Source organism: Pseudomonas sp. GW821-FHT03A09, assembly GCF_059421065.1.
The window spans coordinates 93107-115478 of record NZ_JBWKUX010000006.1; the positions used below are offsets into that span (position 1 = coordinate 93107).

17 protein-coding genes are annotated in these 22372 nt (G+C 60.8%); 7 read left to right on the plus strand and 10 right to left on the minus strand.

Features of this window, described 5'->3' with window-relative positions; all coding sequences use genetic code 11:
- Positions 1-140: 140 nt before the first annotated feature.
- A complete protein-coding gene (locus AC07V4_RS13020; RefSeq protein ID WP_492636890.1) occupies positions 141-374 on the minus strand; it encodes a hypothetical protein in 234 nt (77 codons plus the stop codon).
- A gap of 214 nt (positions 375-588) precedes the next feature.
- On the opposite strand from AC07V4_RS13020, the gene AC07V4_RS13025 reads away from it, so the two are divergent.
- From AC07V4_RS13025 to AC07V4_RS13055, 7 genes are all read left to right on the plus strand, one after another.
- Positions 589-1755, plus strand: coding sequence for an efflux RND transporter periplasmic adaptor subunit (locus AC07V4_RS13025; RefSeq protein ID WP_492636889.1), 1167 nt, complete (start codon positions 589-591; stop codon positions 1753-1755).
- Positions 1752-4847 carry a multidrug efflux RND transporter permease subunit gene (locus AC07V4_RS13030; RefSeq protein WP_492636888.1) on the plus strand — a complete coding sequence of 1032 codons (3096 nt, stop codon included), beginning with the start codon at positions 1752-1754 and terminating at the stop codon, positions 4845-4847. Before AC07V4_RS13025 ends, AC07V4_RS13030 begins: the two co-directional genes overlap by 4 nt.
- Before the next feature lie 31 nt (positions 4848-4878).
- Positions 4879-5571: a heavy metal response regulator transcription factor gene (locus AC07V4_RS13035; RefSeq protein WP_492636887.1), complete on the plus strand. Its 693-nt coding sequence runs from the start codon at positions 4879-4881 to the stop codon at positions 5569-5571.
- On the plus strand, positions 5561-6925 hold the full coding sequence (locus tag AC07V4_RS13040) for a heavy metal sensor histidine kinase (protein WP_492636886.1): 1365 nt from the start codon (positions 5561-5563) through the stop codon (positions 6923-6925). The genes AC07V4_RS13035 and AC07V4_RS13040 overlap by 11 nt, the downstream gene beginning before the upstream one ends.
- 404 nt (positions 6926-7329) lie before the next feature.
- A complete protein-coding gene (locus AC07V4_RS13045) occupies positions 7330-8652 on the plus strand; it encodes an OprD family porin (protein ID WP_492636885.1) in 1323 nt (440 codons plus the stop codon).
- Between the two features lie 86 nt (positions 8653-8738).
- Positions 8739-10232 (plus strand): sensor domain-containing diguanylate cyclase, encoded by a 1494-nt coding sequence (locus tag AC07V4_RS13050; protein WP_492636884.1) that lies wholly within the window; start codon positions 8739-8741, stop codon positions 10230-10232.
- Positions 10233-10316: 84 nt separating this feature from the next.
- Positions 10317-11807, plus strand: a complete 1491-nt coding sequence (locus tag AC07V4_RS13055) for a diguanylate cyclase (RefSeq protein WP_492636883.1) — start codon at positions 10317-10319, stop codon at positions 11805-11807.
- An 87-nt stretch (positions 11808-11894) separates the two neighbouring features.
- Here AC07V4_RS13055 and lpxC read toward each other — a convergent pair whose 3' ends face one another.
- From lpxC to murD, 9 genes are all read right to left on the minus strand, one after another.
- Positions 11895-12806 carry a UDP-3-O-acyl-N-acetylglucosamine deacetylase gene (gene lpxC, locus AC07V4_RS13060; protein ID WP_003171886.1) on the minus strand — a complete coding sequence of 304 codons (912 nt, stop codon included), beginning with the start codon at positions 12804-12806 and terminating at the stop codon, positions 11895-11897.
- 112 nt (positions 12807-12918) lie between these two features.
- A complete protein-coding gene (gene ftsZ / locus AC07V4_RS13065) occupies positions 12919-14115 on the minus strand; it encodes a cell division protein FtsZ (protein WP_248748837.1) in 1197 nt (398 codons plus the stop codon).
- Between the two features lie 81 nt (positions 14116-14196).
- Positions 14197-15459, minus strand: a complete 1263-nt coding sequence (gene ftsA / locus AC07V4_RS13070; protein WP_431751499.1) for a cell division protein FtsA — start codon at positions 15457-15459, stop codon at positions 14197-14199.
- A gap of 15 nt (positions 15460-15474) precedes the next feature.
- A complete protein-coding gene (locus AC07V4_RS13075; protein ID WP_431751498.1) occupies positions 15475-16344 on the minus strand; it encodes a cell division protein FtsQ/DivIB in 870 nt (289 codons plus the stop codon).
- 4 nt (positions 16345-16348) lie between these two features.
- The gene (locus tag AC07V4_RS13080; protein ID WP_492636882.1) at positions 16349-17305 is read right to left on the minus strand and encodes a D-alanine--D-alanine ligase; all 957 of its coding nucleotides are present in this window, start codon (positions 17303-17305) and stop codon (positions 16349-16351) included.
- On the minus strand, positions 17302-18747 hold the full coding sequence (gene murC, locus AC07V4_RS13085; protein ID WP_492636881.1) for a UDP-N-acetylmuramate--L-alanine ligase: 1446 nt from the start codon (positions 18745-18747) through the stop codon (positions 17302-17304). The genes AC07V4_RS13080 and murC overlap by 4 nt, the downstream gene beginning before the upstream one ends.
- A complete protein-coding gene (murG, locus tag AC07V4_RS13090) occupies positions 18740-19810 on the minus strand; it encodes an undecaprenyldiphospho-muramoylpentapeptide beta-N-acetylglucosaminyltransferase (RefSeq protein WP_492636880.1) in 1071 nt (356 codons plus the stop codon). Before murG ends, murC begins: the two co-directional genes overlap by 8 nt.
- Complete coding sequence (gene ftsW, locus AC07V4_RS13095) at positions 19800-21023, minus strand: putative lipid II flippase FtsW (RefSeq protein ID WP_492636879.1); 1224 nt, start codon at positions 21021-21023, stop codon at positions 19800-19802. The genes murG and ftsW overlap by 11 nt, the downstream gene beginning before the upstream one ends.
- Positions 21020-22366 (minus strand): UDP-N-acetylmuramoyl-L-alanine--D-glutamate ligase, encoded by a 1347-nt coding sequence (gene murD, locus AC07V4_RS13100; RefSeq protein ID WP_492636878.1) that lies wholly within the window; start codon positions 22364-22366, stop codon positions 21020-21022. Before murD ends, ftsW begins: the two co-directional genes overlap by 4 nt.
- Positions 22367-22372: the final 6 nt, after the last annotated feature.

Genomic DNA, 22372 nt, shown 5'->3' on the forward strand with positions numbered 1-22372 from the left:
CATCCCACCTCCGCCCCAGCAAAAACAGCTAGGGTGGCGTGGGTACTGTGCAAGCTTTCAAGAAAGGTCTGCGAGCCTACAATACGAAATTTCATATATTGCCGTAGGCAATGATCGGTATTGCTCGCGATTTTTTACTCTTAACGTTTACCCATCGAACGGCGAGTCCCTGGCGGTGCCATGCCTGGCGTCTTGGTATGGCCGTTCTTGACGCCGCCCTTGTACCAAGGCTGGCTGGCATTCTTGGCCCCAGCCAGTTCACCCGGTTTGAAAGGGAACTTGAACGCCGGGATCTCGGCCTTTTCAGCGCCGTCGGCGGTGACCGAATCGACGAGGTCGGCCGCTTCAACTGGGGGTTGGGTCGGGGAAGTCATGGAAGCTCCGGAGCGGGCAAAAAATAGAGGGAGGCCGACTTGCGGGCCACACAGGCGCGCAGTATACCTGCGGCCCCCGGATCTTTAACTACTGCCGTACGAATGGTCGGGCCTTAACTGACAGCCCTGTCAGACAGCGGTCACCTTGCTGACCCGGTCGACGGGCTATAAAGGAGCTCTCATTCTCCCGACCCTTTGCCCTGGCGCCTCACCTATGCAAATAAAACGAAACACAGCCCTGATGGTGGGCGTCCTTTTGGTGCTGGCGGTTGCAGCCTGGGCATTGACCCGGCCAGCCAAGACCAAACTGGCCGCGCCGGTCGCCATTCCCGTGCGTGTGGTGAGCGTTGCGCAACAGGATGTTCCGCGCTTTGTCAGTGGCATCGGCTCGGTGTTGTCGTTGCACAGTGTGGTGATTCGCCCACAAATCGACGGCATCCTTACCAAACTACTGGTCAAGGAAGGCCAGTTGGTCAAGGCCGGCGACCTCTTGGCAACCATCGATGACCGCTCTATCCGCGCCAGCCTGGACCAGGCCAAGGCCCAGTTGGGGGAAAGCCAGGCCCAGCTGCAAGTGGCATTGGTCAACCTCAAACGCTACAAGGAACTGAGTGTCGACGACGGCGTATCCAAGCAAACCTATGACCAGCAACAAGCCCTGGTCAACCAGCTCAAGGCCACCGCGCAAGGCAACCAAGCCGCGATTGACTCGGCTCAAGTACAACTCTCCTACACGCAGATTCGCTCACCGGTCAGTGGCCGCGTCGGTATTCGCACCGTGGATGAAGGTAATTTCCTGCGCATGAGCGACACTCAAGGTCTGTTCTCCGTCACCCAGATCGACCCGATTGCCGTTGAGTTTTCCCTCCCCCAACAAATGCTGCCGACCCTGCAACGCCTGATCTCCGCGCCAACCCAGGCCAGTGTCGATGCCTACCTGGGCGCCGACACCGACGGCCAGACTGGCGACTTGCTCGGCGAAGGCCACTTGAGCCTGATCGATAACCAGATCAGCTCCACCACCGGCACCCTACGTGCCAAGGCCGAATTCAACAACGCCTCCCAACGCTTGTGGCCGGGGCAACTGGTGACCATCAAGATCCAGACCGCCGTGGACAAGAACGCTTTAGTGGTGCCGCCAACAGTGGTGCAACGTGGCCTGGATTCGCACTTCGTGTACCGGCTCGCCGGTGACAAGGTGGACATAGTGCCCGTGCAAGTGGCCTATCAGAACAGCGACATCAACATCATCAAGGGCGTGCAGGTCGGGGATGTTTTGGTCAGCGACGGTCAGTCACGACTCAAGGCGGGTGCCCTGGTGGAGGTGCTCAAGGAACCACCACAGGTGATCCAGACCGCTGACGCCAAGGTGCAGCCATGAGCGGCAGCCGTTCACCTTCGGCGTGGTGTGTTGACCACCCGGTCGCCACCCTGCTGCTGACGTTCGCCCTGGTACTGCTGGGGCTGATTGCCTTCCCACGCCTGGCCGTTGCCCCACTGCCAGAAGCGGAGTTTCCGACGATCCAAGTCACCGCCACCCTGCCCGGCGCCAGCCCGGACACCATGGCGTCGTCGGTCGCAACGCCCTTGGAGGTGCAATTCAGCGCCATCCCCGGCATGACACAAATGACGTCCAGCAGCGCCTTGGGCTCAAGCCTCCTTACCCTGCAATTCACTCTGAATAAAAGTATCGATACCGCCGCGCAAGAGGTGCAGGCGGCGATCAACACCGCATCCGGCAAACTGCCCAGCGATATGCCAAGCCTGCCGACCTGGAGAAAGGTCAACCCCGCGGACAGCCCAGTGCTGATCCTCAGCGTCAGTTCCGACAGCATGCCCAGCACCGAGCTGAGCGACTATGTGGAAACCTTGCTGGCCCGCCAGATCAGCCAGATCGATGGCGTCGGCCAGATCAACATCACCGGCCAGCAGCGCCCGGCGATTCGCGTTCAAGCCTCGCCAGACAAACTCGCCGCCATCGGCCTGACCCTCGCCGACGTACGCCTGGCCATCCAGCAGTCGAGCCTGAACCTGGCCAAGGGCGCAATCTACGGCGAGAACAGCGTGTCGACCCTGTCGACCAACGACCAGCTGTTTCACCCGGACGAATACGGCCAACTGATCGTTTCCTACAAGAACGGCGCACCGGTTCAACTGCGTGACATCGCCAAAGTCATCAACGGCTCGGAAAACGCCTACGTGCAAGCCTGGTCGGGCGATACGCCAGGGGTCAACCTGGTGATTTCGCGCCAGCCCGGCGCCAACATCGTCGAGACCGTGGACCGTATCCAGGCCGAACTGCCGCGCCTGGAAGGCATGCTGCCGGCTTCGGTCAAGGTCAGCGTCTTGACCGACCGTACCAAGACCATCCGTGCGTCGCTGCATGAAGTGGAAGTGACCCTGCTGATCGCCATCCTCTTGGTGGTGGCGGTCATGGCGCTGTTCCTGCGGCAGTTGTCGGCGACGATGATTGTGTCCAGCGTGCTCGGCGTGTCGCTGATCGCCAGTTTCGCGTTGATGTATGTACTGGGGTTCAGCCTGAACAACCTCACCTTGGTGGCGATCGTGATTGCCGTGGGCTTTGTGGTGGACGATGCCATCGTGGTGGTGGAGAACATCCACCGTCACCTTGAAGCAGGTCTCGACAAGCGCGAAGCCGCGATCAAGGGTTCTGGCGAGATCGGCTTTACCGTCGTGTCCATCAGCTTCTCGCTGGTGGCGGCGTTTATTCCGCTGTTGTTCATGGGCGGAGTGGTCGGACGGTTGTTCAAAGAGTTTGCGCTGACAGCCACCTCCACCATCCTGATTTCGGTGGTGGTCTCACTGACCTTGGCGCCTACCCTGGCCGCACTGTTCATGCGCGCACCGACCCACCGCGCTCACGGCAAACCGGGCTTCAGCGAACGGTTGCTGGCCGGCTATGCGCGCAATCTGCGCCGCGCCCTGGCCCATCAGCGCAGCATGGCGACGATCTTCGTGGTGACCTTGGCCCTGGCCGTAGTCGGCTATGTATTTATCCCCAAGGGTTTCTTCCCGGTCCAGGACACCGGCTTTGTGCTCGGCACCAGTGAAGCGGCGGCCGATGTGTCGTACCCGGACATGGTCGCCAAACACAAGGCCCTGGCCGAAATCGTCAAGGCCGACCCGGCGGTGGAAGCGTTTTCTCATTCGGTGGGTGTGACCGGCAGCAACCAGACCATCGCCAACGGCCGCTTCTGGATTGCCTTGAAAGACCGGGGTGATCGCGATGTGTCCGCCAGCCAGTTCATCGACCGCATCCGCCCGAAACTGGCGAAAGTGCCGGGTATCGTGCTGTACCTGCGCGCCGGCCAAGACATCAACCTCAGTTCCGGCCCCAGCCGCGCCCAATACCAATACGTGCTCAAGAGCAACGACGGCCCGACGCTGAACACCTGGACCCAGCGCCTCACCGAAAAACTGCGCGCCACCCCGGCCTTCCGCGACCTGTCCAACGACCTGCAACTGGGCGGCAGCATCACCCACATCAGTATCGACCGCCAGGCCGCCGCCCGCTTTGGCCTGACCGCCACCGATGTCGACCAGGCGCTGTACGACGCCTTCGGCCAGCGCCAGATCAACGAGTTCCAGACCGAGATCAACCAGTACCAAGTGGTGCTGGAACTGGACACCCAGCAACGTGGCAAAGCCGAGAGCCTGAACTACTTCTACCTGCGCTCGCCGCTGACCAACGAGATGGTGCCGCTGTCGGCGCTGGCCAAAGTCGACGCGCCCAGCGTCGGGCCGTTGTCCATCAGCCATGACGGCATGTTCCCGGCCGCCAACCTGTCGTTCAACCTGGCGCCCGGCGTGGCCTTGGGTGACGCGGTGATCATGCTCAATCAGGCCAAGAATGAAATCGGCATGCCCTCCACGCTGATCGGCACCTTCCAGGGCGCGGCCCAGGCATTCCAGAGCTCGCTGGCCAGCCAACCGTGGCTGATCCTCGCGGCACTGGTGGCGGTCTACATTATCCTGGGTGTGCTGTATGAGAGTTTCGTACACCCGCTGACAATCATCTCCACCTTGCCTTCGGCGGGCCTGGGCGCGTTGATCATGCTGTGGCTGCTGGGCCAGGACTTTTCGATCATGGCGTTGATCGGCCTGGTGTTGCTGATCGGTATCGTCAAGAAGAACGGCATCCTGATGATCGATTTCGCCCTGGAAGCGCAACGCGTGCGCGGGCTGCCACCGCAAGAGGCGATCTATGAAGCGTGCGTCACGCGGTTCCGGCCGATCATCATGACCACCCTCGCCGCGTTGCTCGGTGCAGTGCCGTTGATGCTGGGCTCCGGCCCGGGTGCGGAGCTGCGTCAGCCGCTGGGCATAGCGGTGGTCGGCGGCTTGCTGGTGAGCCAGGCGCTGACGCTGTTCACCACGCCAGTCATATACTTGTACCTTGAAAAGTTTTTCCACCGGCCCAAACCAGCGCTTGAGCTGGCGACCACACATTGAGGCTGAGGCCCCGCCCTGGAGCAAAAGGCTCATGCGCGTTCTGATTATTGAAGATGAAGAGAAAACCGCGGACTACCTGCACCGCGGCCTGACGGAGCAAGGCTACACCGTTGATGTGGCACGCGAAGGCGTCGAGGGTCTGCATCTGGCGCTGGAGAATGACTACGCGGTGATCGTGCTCGACGTGATGCTGCCCGGTCTCGACGGCTTTGGCGTGCTGCGTGCCTTGCGCGCGCGCAAGCAGACGCCGGTGATCATGCTCACGGCCCGCGAGCGCGTGGAAGACCGCATCCGTGGCCTGCGCGAAGGTGCCGATGATTATTTGGGCAAACCGTTTTCGTTCCTGGAACTGGTGGCGCGCCTGCAAGCGTTGACCCGCCGGAGTGGCGGGCATGAGCCGGTACAGGTCACCGTCGCCGACCTGTGGATCGACTTGATCAGCCGCAAGGCCAGTCGCAACGGCCTGCGCCTGGACCTGACGGCCAAAGAGTTTTCGCTGCTCAGCGTATTGGCGCGGCGCCAGGGGGAAATCCTGTCCAAGACTGCCATTGCGGAAATGGTCTGGGACATCAATTTCGACAGTGACGCCAACGTGGTGGAAGTGGCGATCAAGCGCCTGCGGGCCAAGCTCGATGGACCGTTCGAACAAAAATTGCTGCACACCATTCGCGGCATGGGGTATGTGCTGGAGAGTCGCGCCCTGGAGAGCCAAAGTGGCGGCTAATTCCATCGCCCTGCGCCTGAGCGGCATGTTCACCCTGGTGGCGCTGCTGATCTTCATGCTGATCGGCGGCGCTCTGTACCAGCAAGTCGACCGTGGCCTGGGCTTGCTGCCCGGCGCCGAGCTGGACGCGCGCTACAGCGTGCTGGAATCCTCGGTGACACGCTTTGGCACGCCGGACCATTGGGCAAAGATCACCGCCAAACTCAAGCTGTTGGGTGAAGAAGACAAGCGCATTCGATTTTGGGTGGTCAGCAGCGATCCCAATTATGAATACGGTCAACCGGATGCACAGATTCGCGCCTTCGCCGCCGGCCCCACCGGCAAGCGTGACCTGCGGCTGCCGGGGCATGAATACCCGTTCAAAGTGCTGGTGAGCCAGTTCCCGGCTAAAGAGCAACGCCCGCCTTTGCGCTTCATGATTGCCATCGATACCGAAAACTTCCGCGCCACCCAACATCAGTTGTTGATGGCCCTGATCGGCCTGGCCTTTGTCGGCGTGGCTTTGGCGGCGTTGCTGGGATTCTGGGTATCGCGCATCGGGCTCAAGCCCTTGGGCAAACTGTCGGATGAAGCGCAGAAGCTCGCGCCGCCAAAATTGTCCGGCCGCCTGCAGTTGTCGCCGCTGCCGCCGGAACTGAGCCAGTTCGTCAACTCGTTCAACTCCACCCTCGACCGTGTGGAGCAAGCCTACTCGCGCCTGGAGTCGTTTAACGCTGACGTGGCCCACGAACTGCGTTCGCCGTTGACCAACCTGATCGGCCAAACTCAAGTCGCGCTCACGCGGGGGCGCTCGGCGGAGCATTACTTCGAGGTGCTGCAATCCAACCTTGAAGAGCTCGAACGCCTGCGCTCGATCATTAACGACATGCTGTTCCTGGCCAGCGCCGACCAAGGCAGCAAGGCGACCAAGCTGATTGAAAGCTCATTGGCCGATGAGGTCGCGACCACACTCGATTACCTGGACTTCATCCTCGAAGACGCCCAGGTCAAGGTGCGGGTCCGTGGCGATGCCTTGGTACATATCGAAAAGGCTCACCTGCGCCGTGCGCTGATCAACCTGCTGAGCAATGCGGTGCAGCACACCGCACCGGGGCAGGTCATCGACGTGAAGATTGAACAGCAGGCGCATCAGGTAACGATCGGGGTAACCAACCCTGGCGATGAAATTGCCAGCGAGCACTTGCCACGCTTGTTCGAACGCTTTTATCGGGTGGACGCGTCACGCAGTAACAGCGGGGCCAATCATGGATTGGGGCTGGCCATCGTCAAGGCGATTGCGCTGATGCACGGTGGCGATGTGTTCGTGCGCAGCGAGGGTGGCGGCAATACCTTTGGCATCACCCTGCCCGTCTAAACATCAAGAACACCTCAATCAAATGTGGGAGCTGGCTTGCCTGCGATGCAAACGCCTCGGTCCGTCTCTAACACCGCGGCGATGCTATCGCAGGCAAGCCAGCTCCCACACAAACCGCTTCCACCTGTGATTGCTAGCGACCTTACTGTTGCGATTTGGGCAACAGTCATTATCTTGTTACACTCTATATCGCACCGCTCACCTGCGTTACTTTGACGCACCGATGAGCGCGACGGCAAAGACAGCTTCCCGCTCACCCGAATTTCCCTCGACTTTTTTCCAGGGCTCTACACTGGGAATCTGTCTTAAAGCCGCTGACTTCAGCGGCTTTTTTTTGCCGTAAAAAAGGCCAGGCACACCCCCACGACATTGGCCGTTAATGATTGACCAAAGGAGCTCCACCGGTGAAAACCTCGCTGACGTTCACCCCGTTATTCATCGCCATCGCAGCAACGATCGTCCCTCTCGCCCAAGCAGCAGATACCACCCCCGCCGACGGTTTCGTTGAGGGCTCACACCTCAACATCAACACCCGCAACTACTACATGAACCGCGACCGTCGCGACATTCACACCGATGACAGCAAGGAATGGGGCCAAGGTTTTATCGGCACATTCGAGTCCGGCTACACCCAGGGCACGGTCGGTTTCGGCCTGGACCTCAATGCCATGCTCGGCCTCAAACTCGACGGCGGCGGCGGCACCGACGGCTCCAGCATCCTGCCTTACGGTAGCGGCAACGGCAAAGCGCCGGGCTCGTTCTCCACCGCGGGCGGCACCTTGAAAATGCGGGCGTTCGACACCGAGCTGAAAGCCGGCGATTTGTTCCTCAATAACCCGGTGATCGCCGGCGGCATGACCCGTATGCTGCCGCAGACCTTCCGTGGCGTGAGCCTGACTAACCACAGCTTCGACGGCTGGATGCTTGAAGGCGGCCAGGCCAGTTTCACCAAGCTCTACAACCAGAGCGGCCACCGCCGTATCGGCACCAGCTACGGCACCCTGCCGAACCACGCCGATAGCCAGCATCTAAACTGGGCCGGTGTGTCGTTCAGCGGTATTTCGGGCCTGACCAGCAACCTGTACGCCTCCGAACTCAAGGACGTTTGGCACCAGTACTACTACGACTTGGACTACACCTACGCGCTGAACGACCTGGTCAGCCTCAATCCGGGCCTGCACTACTACCACACCCAAGACACCGGACAGGCGTTGCTGGGCAACATCGACAACAACACCTACAGCCTGCATTTCACCGTGGGCATCGGCCACCACAGCGTCACCGCCGCCTACCAGCGAGTCAACGGCAACACGCCGTTCGACTACATCACCCAGGGCGACAGCATTTACCTGGACAACTCCCAGCAGTACTCGGACTTCAACGGGCCTAACGAGCGCTCGTGGAAACTCAAGTACGCCTATGATTTCGCGGGCTGGGGCCTGCCCGGCCTGACTTCGGCCGTGTCGTATATCAGCGGCAAGACCGACCTGACCAAGGTCGACCCCAACAGCCGTGGCTACAGCGCCTGGTACAGCGCCGACGGTAAAGACGCCAAGCACTGGGAACGAGACATCGACCTCAAATACGTGGTGCAGGGCGGCAAGGCCAAGAACCTGGCCGTGCGTCTGCAATGGGCGACCAACCGCGGTGGCAACGGCTACTCGGCGGTCGATCGGGATGTGGATGAGTACCGCGTGATCGTGGATTACCCGATCAACGTGTTCTAACTCGCTGATCTTTCTTGTTAACCAATCATTTAATTTTCATCGCGTAGAACTAAACTGCCAGCATTCTCCTTGTTGAAGGCTGCGCGATGAGCCAACCCCGCATTCGTACCCTGCCCGCACGTCCAGAGCTGCTGCTGATGATGGGCAGTGGTCTCACCGTCATCCTGATTGTGGTCATCGTCGCGGCGTTGCTGAGCCGCGAACACGCCAGCACGTTGCAGGCGGCCAAGCGCATGACCACTAACATCACCCAATTGATCAATGCCGATGCGCTGCGCAACGTCGAGCTTTACGATCTGGCGTTACAGGGCTTGATCGCGGCTACCTCGCGCAAGGAACTGACGCAGATGCCTGCTGATATTCAGCACCTTGTGCAGTTTGATCAATCCAACGCGGCGCCCTTCAAGGGCGAAGTGCTGTTGCTGGATGCCGATGGCGCGGTAGTTGCCGACTCCTCGACACTGCGACCGACACCGCGTAACTTTGCCGATCGCGATTACTTCCAGGCACAGAAACAGAACCCTCAAGCGGGGCTGTTTATCAGTCGCCCCTTCAAGATCCGCTGCGACTGCGATCAAGTGTGGCGCATTGCATTCAGCCGACGTGTCCCGGGGCCCAATGGCGAGTTTGCCGGCGTGGCGGTGGCGACCATGCGCCTGGCGTATTTCGATCAGCTATTCAATCGCCTCACCATCGGCAATAGCAGCAGCGTCAACCTGATGAACACCCGGGGCATTCTCCTGGCCCAGCAGCCGTTGCTGGAAAGCGACATGATCAACAAGGACCTGAGCGACCGCCCGAATTTCAAGCGCATACTGGGCCAAGGCGAAGGCAGCTTCCAGGCCATTTCCGCCGTCACCGGCACGGAGCGCTTGTACACGTTTACCGCTGTGGGTGATTTGCCGCTGATCGTAGTGGTGGCCCTGTCCAGCGAGGATGTGTTTGCCCCTTGGAAACGTGCCGCACTGCTGACCAGTGGCGCCACCGGCGTACTGTGCATCGGCTTGTTATGGCTGACCTGGATGCTGCGCCGGGAACTGCGCCGTCGCTATCGCGCCGAACAGGTGCTGTCGGAACTGGCCGCCACCGATGCCCTGACCGGCCTGGCCAACCGTCGCACCCTGGACCAGCGCCTGCGCCTGGAATGGGACCGTGCGCAGCGCTCCACCGAGCCGCTCACCCTGCTGATGATCGACGTCGACCACTTCAAGGACTTCAACGACCGCCATGGCCATCACGGTGGTGACGAGGCGCTGCGCACGGTTGCCCAGGTGATCGGCGGCAACATCCGACGCCCGGCCGACCTGGCGGCACGCTACGGTGGAGAAGAGTTTGCGGTGGTGCTGCCGCATACCGACGTCAAAGGCGCCTGGGTAATTGCCGAGCATATCCGCAGCAGTGTCGAGCACCTGCCACGGGTGGCCGGCGCCGAGCAGCCGATTACCGTGAGTATCGGCATGAGCACCTGGGATAAAGGCCACCGCCTTTCGCTGGAAGCGTTGTTGCTGGGTGCGGATCAGGCGCTTTACGAAGCCAAGAACACCGGGCGCAATCGGATTGTGGACGCCGCCGTACTCTGACCTTGATCGCTCATCAGCAACCTGTACCCTGCAAAGCCCTACAAGTACTACGCTATTGGCATCCAGGAAGCAGAAGTAAGCCCGATGAGCCCGAGCCTCTCACGCCCTACACGTCGCCCGGAACGTTTGCTGATCCTGGGCAGCGTCTTCACGGTCATGTTGATCGTGGCGATCGTCACCGCCTTGCTGATTCGAGAGCACGGCAATACCCTGCAGGCTGCAACACGCACGGCGAACAACATCACCCAGCTGATCGAGGCCGATGTACTGCGTAACGTCGAGCTTTACGACACGGCGCTCAACGGCCTGATCGCCGCCGCCCAACGCAATGACTTGCAGGGCGTTTCAGCGAGCATCCGCCACCTGGTGCTGTTCGACCGCTCGGCAGCGGCGCCGTACAAGGGCGACATTCTGCTGCTGGACGCTGATGGAGAAGTCATTGCCGACTCCTCGTTGCTCATCCCCAAGACCGGCAACTTCGCCGACCGTGACTATTTCCAGGTGCATCGCGCCAACCCCGATATTGGCTTGTATATCAGCCGCCCGTTTTCCGCGCGCTGCGTGTGCGACGACCAATGGCGCATCGCGTTCAGCCGCCGCCTTTCCGCGCCGGACGGCAGCTTCCAGGGCGTCGCGGTCGCCTCCATGCGCCTGTCGTATTTCCATCAGTTGTTCAGCAGCCTGAATATCGGCAGTAACAGCACCATCAACCTGATCAACCACCAAGGCATCTTGCTCGCGCAGCAACCGATGCTGGAGATGGACATAGTCGACAAAGACCTGAGCCAACGCCCGAACGTGGCGCGCATGCTCAAGGAGCGGGACGGCAGCTTTCGTGGCATCTCCAGTGTCGACCATCAGGAGCGGCTCTATACCTTCTCCACGGTCGGCAACTTGCCGCTGATCGTGGCGGTGGCCTTGTCTACCGATGATGTATTCGCCCAATGGAAGCGTGCAGCCGTGCTGATCAGCCTCGCCACGGGGGTACTGTGCACCGGCCTGCTGTGGTTGACCTGGATGCTCAGCAAGGAACTGCGCCGCCGCCATCACGCCGAACGGGTGCTGTCAGAACTGGCAGCTACCGACGCCCTGACCGGCGTTGCCAACCGCCGCACCCTGGACGAACGCCTGCGCCTGGAGTGGGACCGCGCGCAGCGCACCACTGAACCGCTGACGTTGCTGATGATTGATGTCGACCACTTCAAAGCCTTCAACGACCGTCATGGCCACCACGGTGGCGACGAGGCTCTGCGCACGGTTGCTCAGGTGATTGAAGACAACATCCGCCGACCTGCCGACCTGGCGGCGCGCTATGGCGGAGAGGAGTTTGCGGTGGTGTTGCCACATACGGATGCCAAGGGCGCCTGGGTGATTGCCGAGCACATCCGCAGCAGTGTCGAGCATTTGCCACGGGTGGCGGGTGCCGAGCAGCCGATTACCGTTAGCATCGGCATGAGTACCTGGGAAAAACGCAGTCGCTTGTCGCTGGAGGGGTTGCTGCTCAGTGCGGATCAGGCGTTGTATGAGGCCAAGCATACGGGGCGCAATCGCATCGTGGATGCCACGACTCTTTGACTGTGGGACCGCATTTGAAATGAGAGCAGGCATAAAAAAAGGCCACCCGAAGGTGGCCTTTCAAAACTAAAGAAAGAGAGTTGTTACTTACACCGCCGCAACGGGACGCATGTAAGAGATCGGTGCGGTGCTGGCATCTTCGAAGGTCACGACTTCCCAAGCGTCTGTCTGCTCAATCAACTTGCGCAGCAGCTGGTTGTTAAGGGCGTGGCCCGACTTGAAGCCTTTGAACTCACCTATCAGGCTATTGCCCAGCAGGTAGAGGTCACCGATTGCATCGAGGATCTTGTGCTTCACGAATTCGTCTTCGTAGCGAAGGCCGTCTTCGTTCAGTACACCATCCGCGTCGACCACAATGGCGTTTTCCACGCTACCGCCGAGTGCGAGGTTGTGCTTGCGCAGGTACTCGATGTCACTCATGAAACCAAAGGTACGGGCGCGGCTGACTTCTTTTACGAACGAAGTGCTGGAAAAATCCACGCTTGCACTTTGGGTGCGGTCACGGAATACCGGGTGATCGAAATCGATCTCAAAGCTCACTTTAAAGCCTTCGAACGGGACGAAGGTGGCGCGCTTGTCGCCGTCTTCTACTGTCACTTCCCGCAGAATGCGAATGAACTTCTTGGCTGCGTCCTGTTCTTCCAGGCCGGCAGATTGAATCAAGAATACGAAGGGTCCAGCGCTGCCATCCATGATAGGGACTTCGGACGCGGAGAGCTCGACGTAGGCGTTATCGATGCCCAGGCCAGCCATGGCCGAGAGCAAGTGCTCCACCGTGTCCACTTTGACGTCACCGTTGACCAATGTGGTCGACATAGTGGTTTCGCCAACGTTTTCCGCGCGAGCAGGAATCTGCACCACAGGGTCCAGGTCGGCACGCACAAACACGATGCCGGTGTCGACAGGTGCAGGCTTGAGGGTCAGGTATACCTTCTCCCCGGAGTGCAGACCTACACCTGTGGCACGAATAATATTCTTCAGGGTGCGTTGTTTAATCATGGCTTGGACCGCTTCAGCGCAAATTGCGAACTGGTATCAACAAAGGCTGGCGATAATAGCAGACCAGACCTTTGCTGAACACCAATCACCTTCATAGCCCTGATACATTCCATTAATCGGCCTGACGACGCAAGAATGCCGGGATGTCCAGGTAGTCCAGATCATCTTGCGGATTCAGGCTACGGGACGCCGCAGCACCGGCCTGGGCCTGGTTGCGCATCACGGTCGGACGGTCCAGATCACGGTAGTTCACCGACGGCAGTTCCTGGCGAGCAGGTGCTGGAGCGGCGGCCGCCTGGCTCGCTTGGCTGTTGTGCAGGGTGTTGTCGATCACCTTCACAGGCTTCTCGATTTTCGCACCCAGGCCGGTAGCAACCACGGTCACGTGCAGTTCATCACGCATGTCCGGATCGATCACGGTACCGACTTTGACCATCGCGTGCTCGGAAGCGAAGGCTTCGATGATGCTACCCACGTCGGAGTACTCACCCAGGGACAGGTCAGGACCGGCGGTGATGTTCACCAGGATGCCGCGTGCGCCTTGCAGGTTCACGTCTTCCAGCAACGGGTTGCGGATCGCCGCTTCAGTAGCTTCACGTGCACGGTTCGGACCGCTGGCGCAGCCAGTGCCCATCATCGCCATGCCCATTTCGCTCATCACGGTACGCACGTCGGCAAAGTCGACGTTGATCATGCCTGGACGCTTGATGATGTCGGAGATACCGCGAACGGCACCGGCCAGTACATCGTCAGCCTTGGCAAAAGCGGACAGCAGGCTTGCGTCCTTGCCCAGGATGGTCAGCAGCTTCTCGTTGGGAATGGTGATCAACGAGTCGACGCTTTCAGACAGCAGACGGATGCCTTCGTCGGCGATCTGCATGCGTTTGCGACCTTCGAACGGGAACGGACGGGTCACGACAGCGACCGTCAGAATGCCCATTTCCTTGGCCACTTCGGCGATGATCGGCGCAGCACCGGTACCGGTACCACCGCCCATGCCGGTAGTGATGAAGACCATGTTGGTGCCTTGCAGCACTTCAGCGATACGCTCGCGGTCTTCCAGAGCGGCTTGACGGCCGACCTCCGGGTTGGCGCCAGCGCCGAGGCCCTTGGTCACGGCTGTGCCCAGTTGCAGGATGGTCCGCGCGCCAATGCTTTTCAGCGCCTGGGCATCAGTGTTGGCGCAGATGAATTCAACGCCTTCAATGTTGCTCTTGACCATATGGTTGACAGCGTTGCCGCCGCCACCGCCGACACCGATCACTTTGATGACCGGGCTTGCGGGGATGTTGTCTACGAGTTCGAACATGTTCCCTCTCCTTTCATTTCTCTAGTTTTTTCGCCTACTGCTTACAACGGTGTTGCGGTGTGTCGGTGTTGCGGTAAATCGTTAGAAATTGCCCTGTACCCAGCTTTTGATCCGATCCAGCAATGGCGCTTTCTCATCATCGTCGCTGCGGTAGCTGTCACGAATGCTCGGGCCCGACAGGGAAATGCCGTCGGTCTGCTTCTGCAGCCCGTACAACAGCAAGCCCACGCCAGTGGAATAAATCGGGTTGCGCACGACGTCGCCCAGGCCCTTGACGCCATGGGGTACGCCCAGGCGCACCGGCATGTGGAAGATTTCCTCGGCCAGTTCGACCGCGCCTTCCATCTTCGAGGTGCCACCGGTCAGCACGATGCCGGCCGGGATCAAATCTTCATAACCGCTGCGACGCAGTTCAGCCTGGATCAGCGTGAACAGCTCGTCGTAGCGTGGCTCGACCACTTCAGCCAGGGCCTGGCGCGACAGTTCGCGCGGTGGACGGTCGCCCACGCTCGGCACCTTGATGGTTTCACCGGCACCGGCCAGCTTGGCCAGGGCGCAGGCGTAGCGGATCTTGATTTCTTCGGCGTACTGGGTGGGTGTGCGCAACGCCATGGCGATGTCGTTGGTCACCTGGTCGCCGGCAATCGGGATCACGGCGGTGTGACGGATCGCACCCTCGGTGAAGATCGCGATATCAGTGGTACCGCCGCCGATGTCCACCAGGCACACACCCAGTTCTTTTTCGTCGTCGGTCAGTACCGAGTAGGCAGAAGCCAGTTGCTCAAGAATGATGTCGTCGATTTCCAGGCCGCAGCGGCGCACGCACTTTTCAATATTCTGTGCGGCGTTGACGGCGCAGGTCACCACATGGACCTTGGCTTCCAGACGTACGCCCGACATACCCAGGGGCTCGCGAACGCCTTCCTGGTTGTCGATCACATAGTCCTGCGGCAGGGTGTGCAGCACGCGCTGGTCGGCCGGGATCGCCACGGCCTGGGCGGCGTCGAGGACGCGTTCAAGGTCGGCCGAGCTGACTTCGCGATCGCGGATCGCCACGATGCCGTGGGAGTTCAGGCTGCGAATGTGGTTGCCGGCCACGCCGACGAACGCCGAGTGAATCCGGCAACCGGCCATCAACTGCGCTTCTTCGATGGCGCGCTGGATCGATTGCACGGTGGACTCGATGTTCACCACCACGCCCTTCTTCAGGCCCCGGGACGGATGCGTGCCAATACCGACGATCTCGATAACGCCGTCTTCCCCGACCTCGCCCACCAGCGCCACCACTTTGGAGGTGCCGATATCGAGACCGACGATCATTTTGCCGCTTTGCACGTTTGCCATGGGTCCTGCCTCTTCTTAATTCTTCGCGACAGCGGGTTTGGCTGTCGTCGGCGCAGCTGGTTCACGCCAGCCGACGGCCAGGCCGTTGGCGTAACGCAGGTCGACGCTCGCAATGTTCGTAATCTGTTCTTTCAAGGTTTTGTCATAGATGGCAATAAAGCGGCGCATCTTTTCCACCAAGCGGTCGCGTCCCAGCAACAACTCGATGCCCGGGCCGGAACTGCCTGCCCCGGTCGTCAAAAACCAGCTGCCCCGCTCACGCAATTCCAGGCGTGCGATGGAGAAGCCCAGTGGCCGCAGCATCTGGCTCAATGCCTGGTACTGCTGCATCACTTGCTGCTGTGCCCGCTGCGGTCCGAACAACTGCGGCAGGTGCTCATAGTTGGCCACTTCACGCGGCGCGAACGCTTGGCCCTGGTTGTTCAACAGGGCACCATCGCCCCAACGGGCCACGGGCAGTTGTTCTTCCAGGCGGATCGTCACCTGGTCCGGCCATACACGGCGGACTTCGGCGTGGGCGATCCACGGCATCTGTTCCAGCTCCGAGCGCATACCGGCCAGGTCGATGGTAAAGAAGCTCGCCGCCAGGTACGGGCCGATGCGCTGCTGTACCGCTTGCTGACTGATGTAGCTCAAGTCGCCCTGCACGCTGATCTTGGTGATCGGTCGGTCGGCATACGGCAACAGACGCTGGGCGCCCTCGTAGGTACCGAAGCCCAACACCACCAGCAGTACCGGCCAGAACAGCGCTTTGAGGAAACCAAAATTGGCTTTCGGCAAACGCACCGACATCGGCTCTTTAGCCACCATTCGGCTGGCACCCCGTGGCACCGGCTTGCGGCTCGGTACTGGTGGGGGCTGATGACGAAGCGATGCGCCTTTCATGTTCTTAGCCTCTTGGCTCAATGCTTGCGGCCAGAATCGCCAGCACCAACTGCTGGAAATCCAGACCGGCAGCACGGGCTGCCATAGGTACCAGGCTGTGATCGGTCATGCCGGGAGCGGTGTTGACTTCCAGGAACCAGAAGTTCCCTTGGTCATCCTGCATCACGTCTGCCCGCGCCCAACCGGCGATACCCAGTGCCTCACAGGCTTTCGCCGTGAGGTCCATCAATTCCTGTTCCTTGGCTGCGTCGAGGCCACATGGGATCCGGTACTGAGTATCGGAAGCCAGGTACTTGGCGTCGTAGTCATAAAAGGTGTGGGGCGTGCCCAATGCGATAGGCGGCAATACCTGGCCACGCAGGGTGGCGATGGTGTACTCGGGACCCTGGATCCACTGTTCCACCAACACTTGCGAATCGTAGGTACTTGCCGCTTTCCATGCGTCGATCAATTCGGCGGCCGAGTTCACTTTAGCCATGCCGATACTGGAGCCTTCATGGGCAGGTTTGACGATCAAAGGCAGGCCCAGTTCCTTGGCTGCGGAAATACAATCGTCTTCGCTGCACAGAACACTGTGACGCGGGGTTGGAATACCCAGGCTGTGCCACACCTGCTTGGTGCGCAACTTGTCCATGGCCAATGCCGACGCGAGGATGCCACTGCCGGTGTAAGGAATGCCGACGCACTCCAGCAAGCCCTGCATGCTGCCGTCTTCACCACCGCGGCCGTGGAGGATGATGAAGGCGCGGTCGATTTTCTCGGCCTGCAGGCGGGCGAGGAAATCATCGCCCACATCGATGCCGAACGCGTTCACGCCCGCACTTTGCAGCGCCTCAAGCACAGCGTTGCCGGACTTGAGCGACACTTCGCGTTCAGCGCTTTTACCGCCGAACAGGACTGCTACGCGACCGAAGTCAGCCGGTGTGATTGTCGAGAACAGGGAGCCGTAGGCGTTGATCATTTCGACTTCCCCTTCGCGGCAGCAAACAGCGGGCTCGCCAACAATTTAGGGGCAAGGCCACCAATGTCACCGGCGCCCTGGCACAGCAAAATGTCACCCGCACGCAGCAGCGGCTTGACGATCGGCGCCAGGTCCACACCGCGTTCGATGTAGATCGGGTCCAACTGGCCACGTTGGCGGATGCTGTTGCACAGCTTGCGGCTGTCAGCGCCCGGGATCGGTTCTTCACCGGCCGGGTAGACTTCCATCAACAGCAACACGTTGGCATCGGCCAATACATTGACGAAATCGTCGTACAGGTCGCGGGTGCGGCTGTAGCGATGTGGCTGGTAGACCATCACCAGGCGGCGCGTAGGCCAGCCACCACGTACGGCCTTGATCACGGCAGCGACCTCGGTCGGGTGGTGACCGTAGTCGTCCACCAGCATCACGTCACCACCTTCTACCGGCAGTTGGCCGTAGACCTGGAAGCGACGGCCCACACCGGCAAAACGCGACAAGCCTTCAACGATGGCTTCATCGCTGACGCCCTCGTCAGTGGCGATGCAGATGGTCGCCAGGGAGTTCAACACGTTGTGGTTGCCCGGCATGTTCACCGACACATCCAACGGCTCACGGTCGGGACGCAGTACGGTGAAGAAGGTTTGCATGCCTTCCTGGCGAACATTGATGGCACGTACGTCAGCGTCTTCGCTGAAGCCGTAGGTCACGGTCGGACGCTTGACCAGCGGTAGGATTTCACGCACCACCGGATCGTCGAGGCACACCACGGCCAAACCGTAGAACGGCAGGTTGTGCAGGAACTCAACGAAGGTTTTCTTCAATTTGTTGAAGTCGCCATCGTAGGTCGCCATGTGATCCGCATCGATGTTGGTCACTACAGCGACCAGCGGCTGCAGGTGCAGGAAGCTGGCATCACTTTCGTCGGCTTCGGCGATCAGGTAACGGCTGGTGCCGAGCTGTGCATTGGTGCCGGCTGCATTCAGGCGGCCACCAATCACGAAGGTCGGGTCCAGGCCACCGGCGGCGAACACCGAGGCGATCAGGCTGGTGGTGGTGGTCTTGCCATGGGTACCGGCAACGGCGATGCCGTGGCGATAGCGCATCAGCTCGGCCAGCATCTCGGCGCGTGGCACCACTGGAATACGGCGTTCAAGGGCAGTGGCCACTTCCGGGTTGGAGGTGTTCACGGCACTGGAAACTACCAATACGTCAGCCTCGGCGGCGTTTTCGGCACGGTGGCCGATAAAGATCTGCGCACCGAAGGACTTCAGGCGGTCGGTGACCGGCGACTCTTTCAAATCCGAACCGGATACCTGGTAACCCAGGTTCAGCAACACCTCGGCGATACCGCACATGCCCACGCCGCCGATACCGACGAAGTGGATGCGACGGATACGGCGCATTTCCGGTTGTGGCATGGCTTTCTGATTCTCAACCATGGGCCACCTCCAGGCAGATATCGACCACGGTGCGGGTTGCGTCAGGTTTGGCCAGGCGGCTTGCGGTGCTCGCCATGCTGTTGAGTCGTTCCGGTTGCATCAAAACCTCGGTCAGGCGTGCGGCCAAATCGGCGGCGCCAGTCGTTCTTTGCGGCAGCAGGAAGGCAGCGCCCTCCCCGGCCAAATATTCGGCGTTGCGGGTCTGGTGATCGTCGATGGCGTGGGGCAAAGGCACCAGCAACGACGGCAGACCGGCGGCAGCCAATTCACTGACAGTCAGCGCACCGGAGCGGCAGACCACCAGGTCGGCCCAGCCATAGGCATGGGCCATGTCTTTGATGAAGGGCTGCACATTCGCCTCCACACCGGCCTCGCGATAACGCGTGGCGGTGACTTCACCGTGATCTTTGCCGGCCTGATGGAAGATCTCCGGGCGCAGTTCCACAGGGAGTTGCGCCACTGCTTCCGGCAGCAGCTTGTTCAGCGGCTCGGAACCCAGGCTTCCGCCCAGGATCAGCAAGTGCGCCTTGCGCCCGACCAGGGCCTGGCGCGCGATATCCATGAACAACTCGGTACGCACAGGGTTGCCAGTGGTACGCAGTTTGTCCGAGGCACCAAAGGTCTTCGGGAACGCCTCGCAGACCCGGGCGGCCAAAGGCACCAGCAGGCGGTTGGCAGTACCGGCGACGGCGTTCTGTTCGTGCACGATCACCGGCACACCCGCGAGCTTCGCTGCAACACCGCCTGGGCCGGTCACATAGCCGCCGAACCCGAGTACGCACACCGGCTTCAATTCGCGGATGATTTTGCGTGCCTGCCATACCGCCTTGAGCAGCACGAACGGTGCCTTGAGCAACGACAACTTGCTCTTGCCACGCAGGCCGGCGACGTTGATCAAATGCAAGGGCAAGCCGGCATTCGGCACCAGATCGTTTTCGATGCCGCGCGGTGTACCCAGCCAGTGCACGGTGTAGCCACGGTTCTGGAATTCGCGGGCGCACGCCAGGGCCGGGAACACATGGCCCCCGGTGCCGCCCGCCATGATCAGCACGTTAGCGCCCATGGGTCGGCTCCTCGGCAAAATCGCTTTCGCTGAATTCCATCTCTTCGCTGCCCAAGTGGGTTCGACTCTCCCACTCGATGCGCAGCAACAAGCCCAGGCACACACAGCAGATCACCAACGAACTGCCGCCGTAACTGAGGAACGGCAAGGTCAGGCCCTTGGTCGGCAGCAGGCCGACGTTCACCCCGATGTTGATCAGGAACTGGCCGATCCACAGGAACGACAAGCCGTACGCCACATAGGCGGCGAAATACTGTTTGGCCTTCTCGGCCCACAAGCCGATGTACATGCCCCGCACGCAGACGAACAAGAACAGCCCTACGGTACACAGCGAACCGACCACACCCAACTCTTCGGCAAGTACCGAGAACACGAAGTCGGTGTGGGCTTCCGGCAGGTAGAACTGTTTCTGCACGCTGTTGCCCAGCCCCACGCCCAACCACTCGCCGCGACCGAAGGCGATCAGCGCCTGGGTCAACTGGTAGCCGGAACCGAACTGGTCGGACCACGGGTCGGTAAAGGTGATCAGACGAGCCATCCGGTAGGGTTGCGCCTGAACCAGAATCGTCACCGCCGCGACCGCCAGCACCACCATCAAGGTGAAGCGGAACAGGCCCACGCCCCCCAGAAACAGCATCGCCGCTGCCGCGCCCATCATTACAACGGTGGCACCGAAGTCAGGCTCCATCAGCAACAAGCCGGCCATCGGCAGCAGCACGATGAAAGGCTTGAAGAAGCCCATCCAACTTTCGCGCACTTCTTTCTGGCGACGCACCAGGTAACCGGCGAGGTAGATCACCACGAACACCTTGGCGATTTCCGACGGTTGTACGTTGAACGCACCGAAGCCGATCCAGCGCATCGAACCGTTCACCTCGCGGCCGATACCGGGCAGGATCACCATGATCAACAGGCCGAACGCACCGATCAGCATCATCCAGCCCAGGCGTTGCCAGGTGGCGATAGGGATCATCATGGTGACGATGCATGCACCGAGGCCGATCACCAGGTACACCAGGTGACGGATCATCATGTACAGGGTGTTGCCCGACTGGACGGCGGCCACTTCAGAGGAAGCCGAAGTGATCATCACCAGGCCCAGGCCCAACAGCGCGAGGCAGCCGGCGAGCATAGGGAAATCAAGGTCGATACCGCGCCCGGTAATGATCGGCGAAGGGTACGGCTTGATGATGTTCCGCAAGTTGATGCTCATGCCAAGGCCTCCACGCCGCGAGCGAACAGCTGGCCGCGCTCTTCGTAGTTCTTGAACATGTCGAAACTGGCACAGGCCGGCGACAGCAACACGGCATCGCCGGGCTGGGCCAAGGCCTTGCATTGGGCAATGGCGTCGTCCAGGGAGATCGCCCGTACCTGTGGCACCGCCTCACCAATGGCCGCGCCGATCAGGCCCGAATCACGGCCCATCAACACCACGGCGCGGCAATGTGCAGCGACCGGGTCTTTAAGATCCTTGAAGTCGGCACCCTTGCCGTCACCGCCGACGATCAGCACCAGCTTGCCTTCGATATCGGCACCAAGGCCTTCGATAGCCGCCAAGGCGGCACCGACGTTAGTGGCCTTGGAGTCGTTGTAATAGCTGACGCCATCCAAGTCGCGGACCCACTGGCAGCGATGCTCAAGGCCGCCGAACGTGCGCAGCGCCGACAGCATGGCGTCGAATGGCAGACCAACAGCATGCCCCAGCGCCAAGGCCGCCAAGGCGTTGGACTGGTTATGGGCACCACGGATTTTCAGCTCGCGCACAGGCATCAGGTTCTGGAATTCGAAGGCCAGGTATTTCTCGCCATTCTCTTCACGGATGCCGAAGGCCTTGAAATCGGGTTTGCTCAGGCCGAAAGTCCAGCACGGCAGGCCCTCGCCCATCAGCGGACGGCTCAAGGCATCCTGGCGGTTGACCACCACTTGCCTGGCGCCGCGGAAGATCCGGTGCTTGGCCAAGTGGTACGCCGGCAAGCCACTGTAGCGGTCCATGTGGTCTTCACTCACGTTCAACACAGTCGCCACTTCGGCACCGAGGTCGTGGGTGGTTTCCAACTGGAAGCTCGAGAGCTCCATCACGTACAGCTCGACGTCATCGCTGAGCAAGTCCAGTGCCGGGGTGCCGAGGTTACCGCCCACAGCCACACGCTTGCCGGCCGCAACGGCCATCTCGCCAACCAGGGTAGTCACGGTGCTTTTCGCGTTGGAGCCGCTGATGGCCACGATCGGCGCTTTCGCGTTACGCGCGAACAGGTCGATATCGCCCGACAACTTCACGCCACGGGCCGCAGCCGCTTGCAGGGCCGGTGTCGCCAGGGCCAGGCCGGGGCTCACGTAGAGCTCGTCGGCACGGCACAGAAACTCGACATCCAGCTCGCCACAACGCACTTCCACGTGCGGGTAGTCACGGCGCAGCGTGACCAGCTCCGGTGGATTTTCCCGCGTATCAGCCACGGCGAACGACACACCCCGGTTCGCCAGGAAGCGAACCAGGGACATGCCGCTCTTGCCGAGGCCGACAACGATGCGGAAGTGGTCTGAAGCGATCAAGGACACTCGTTT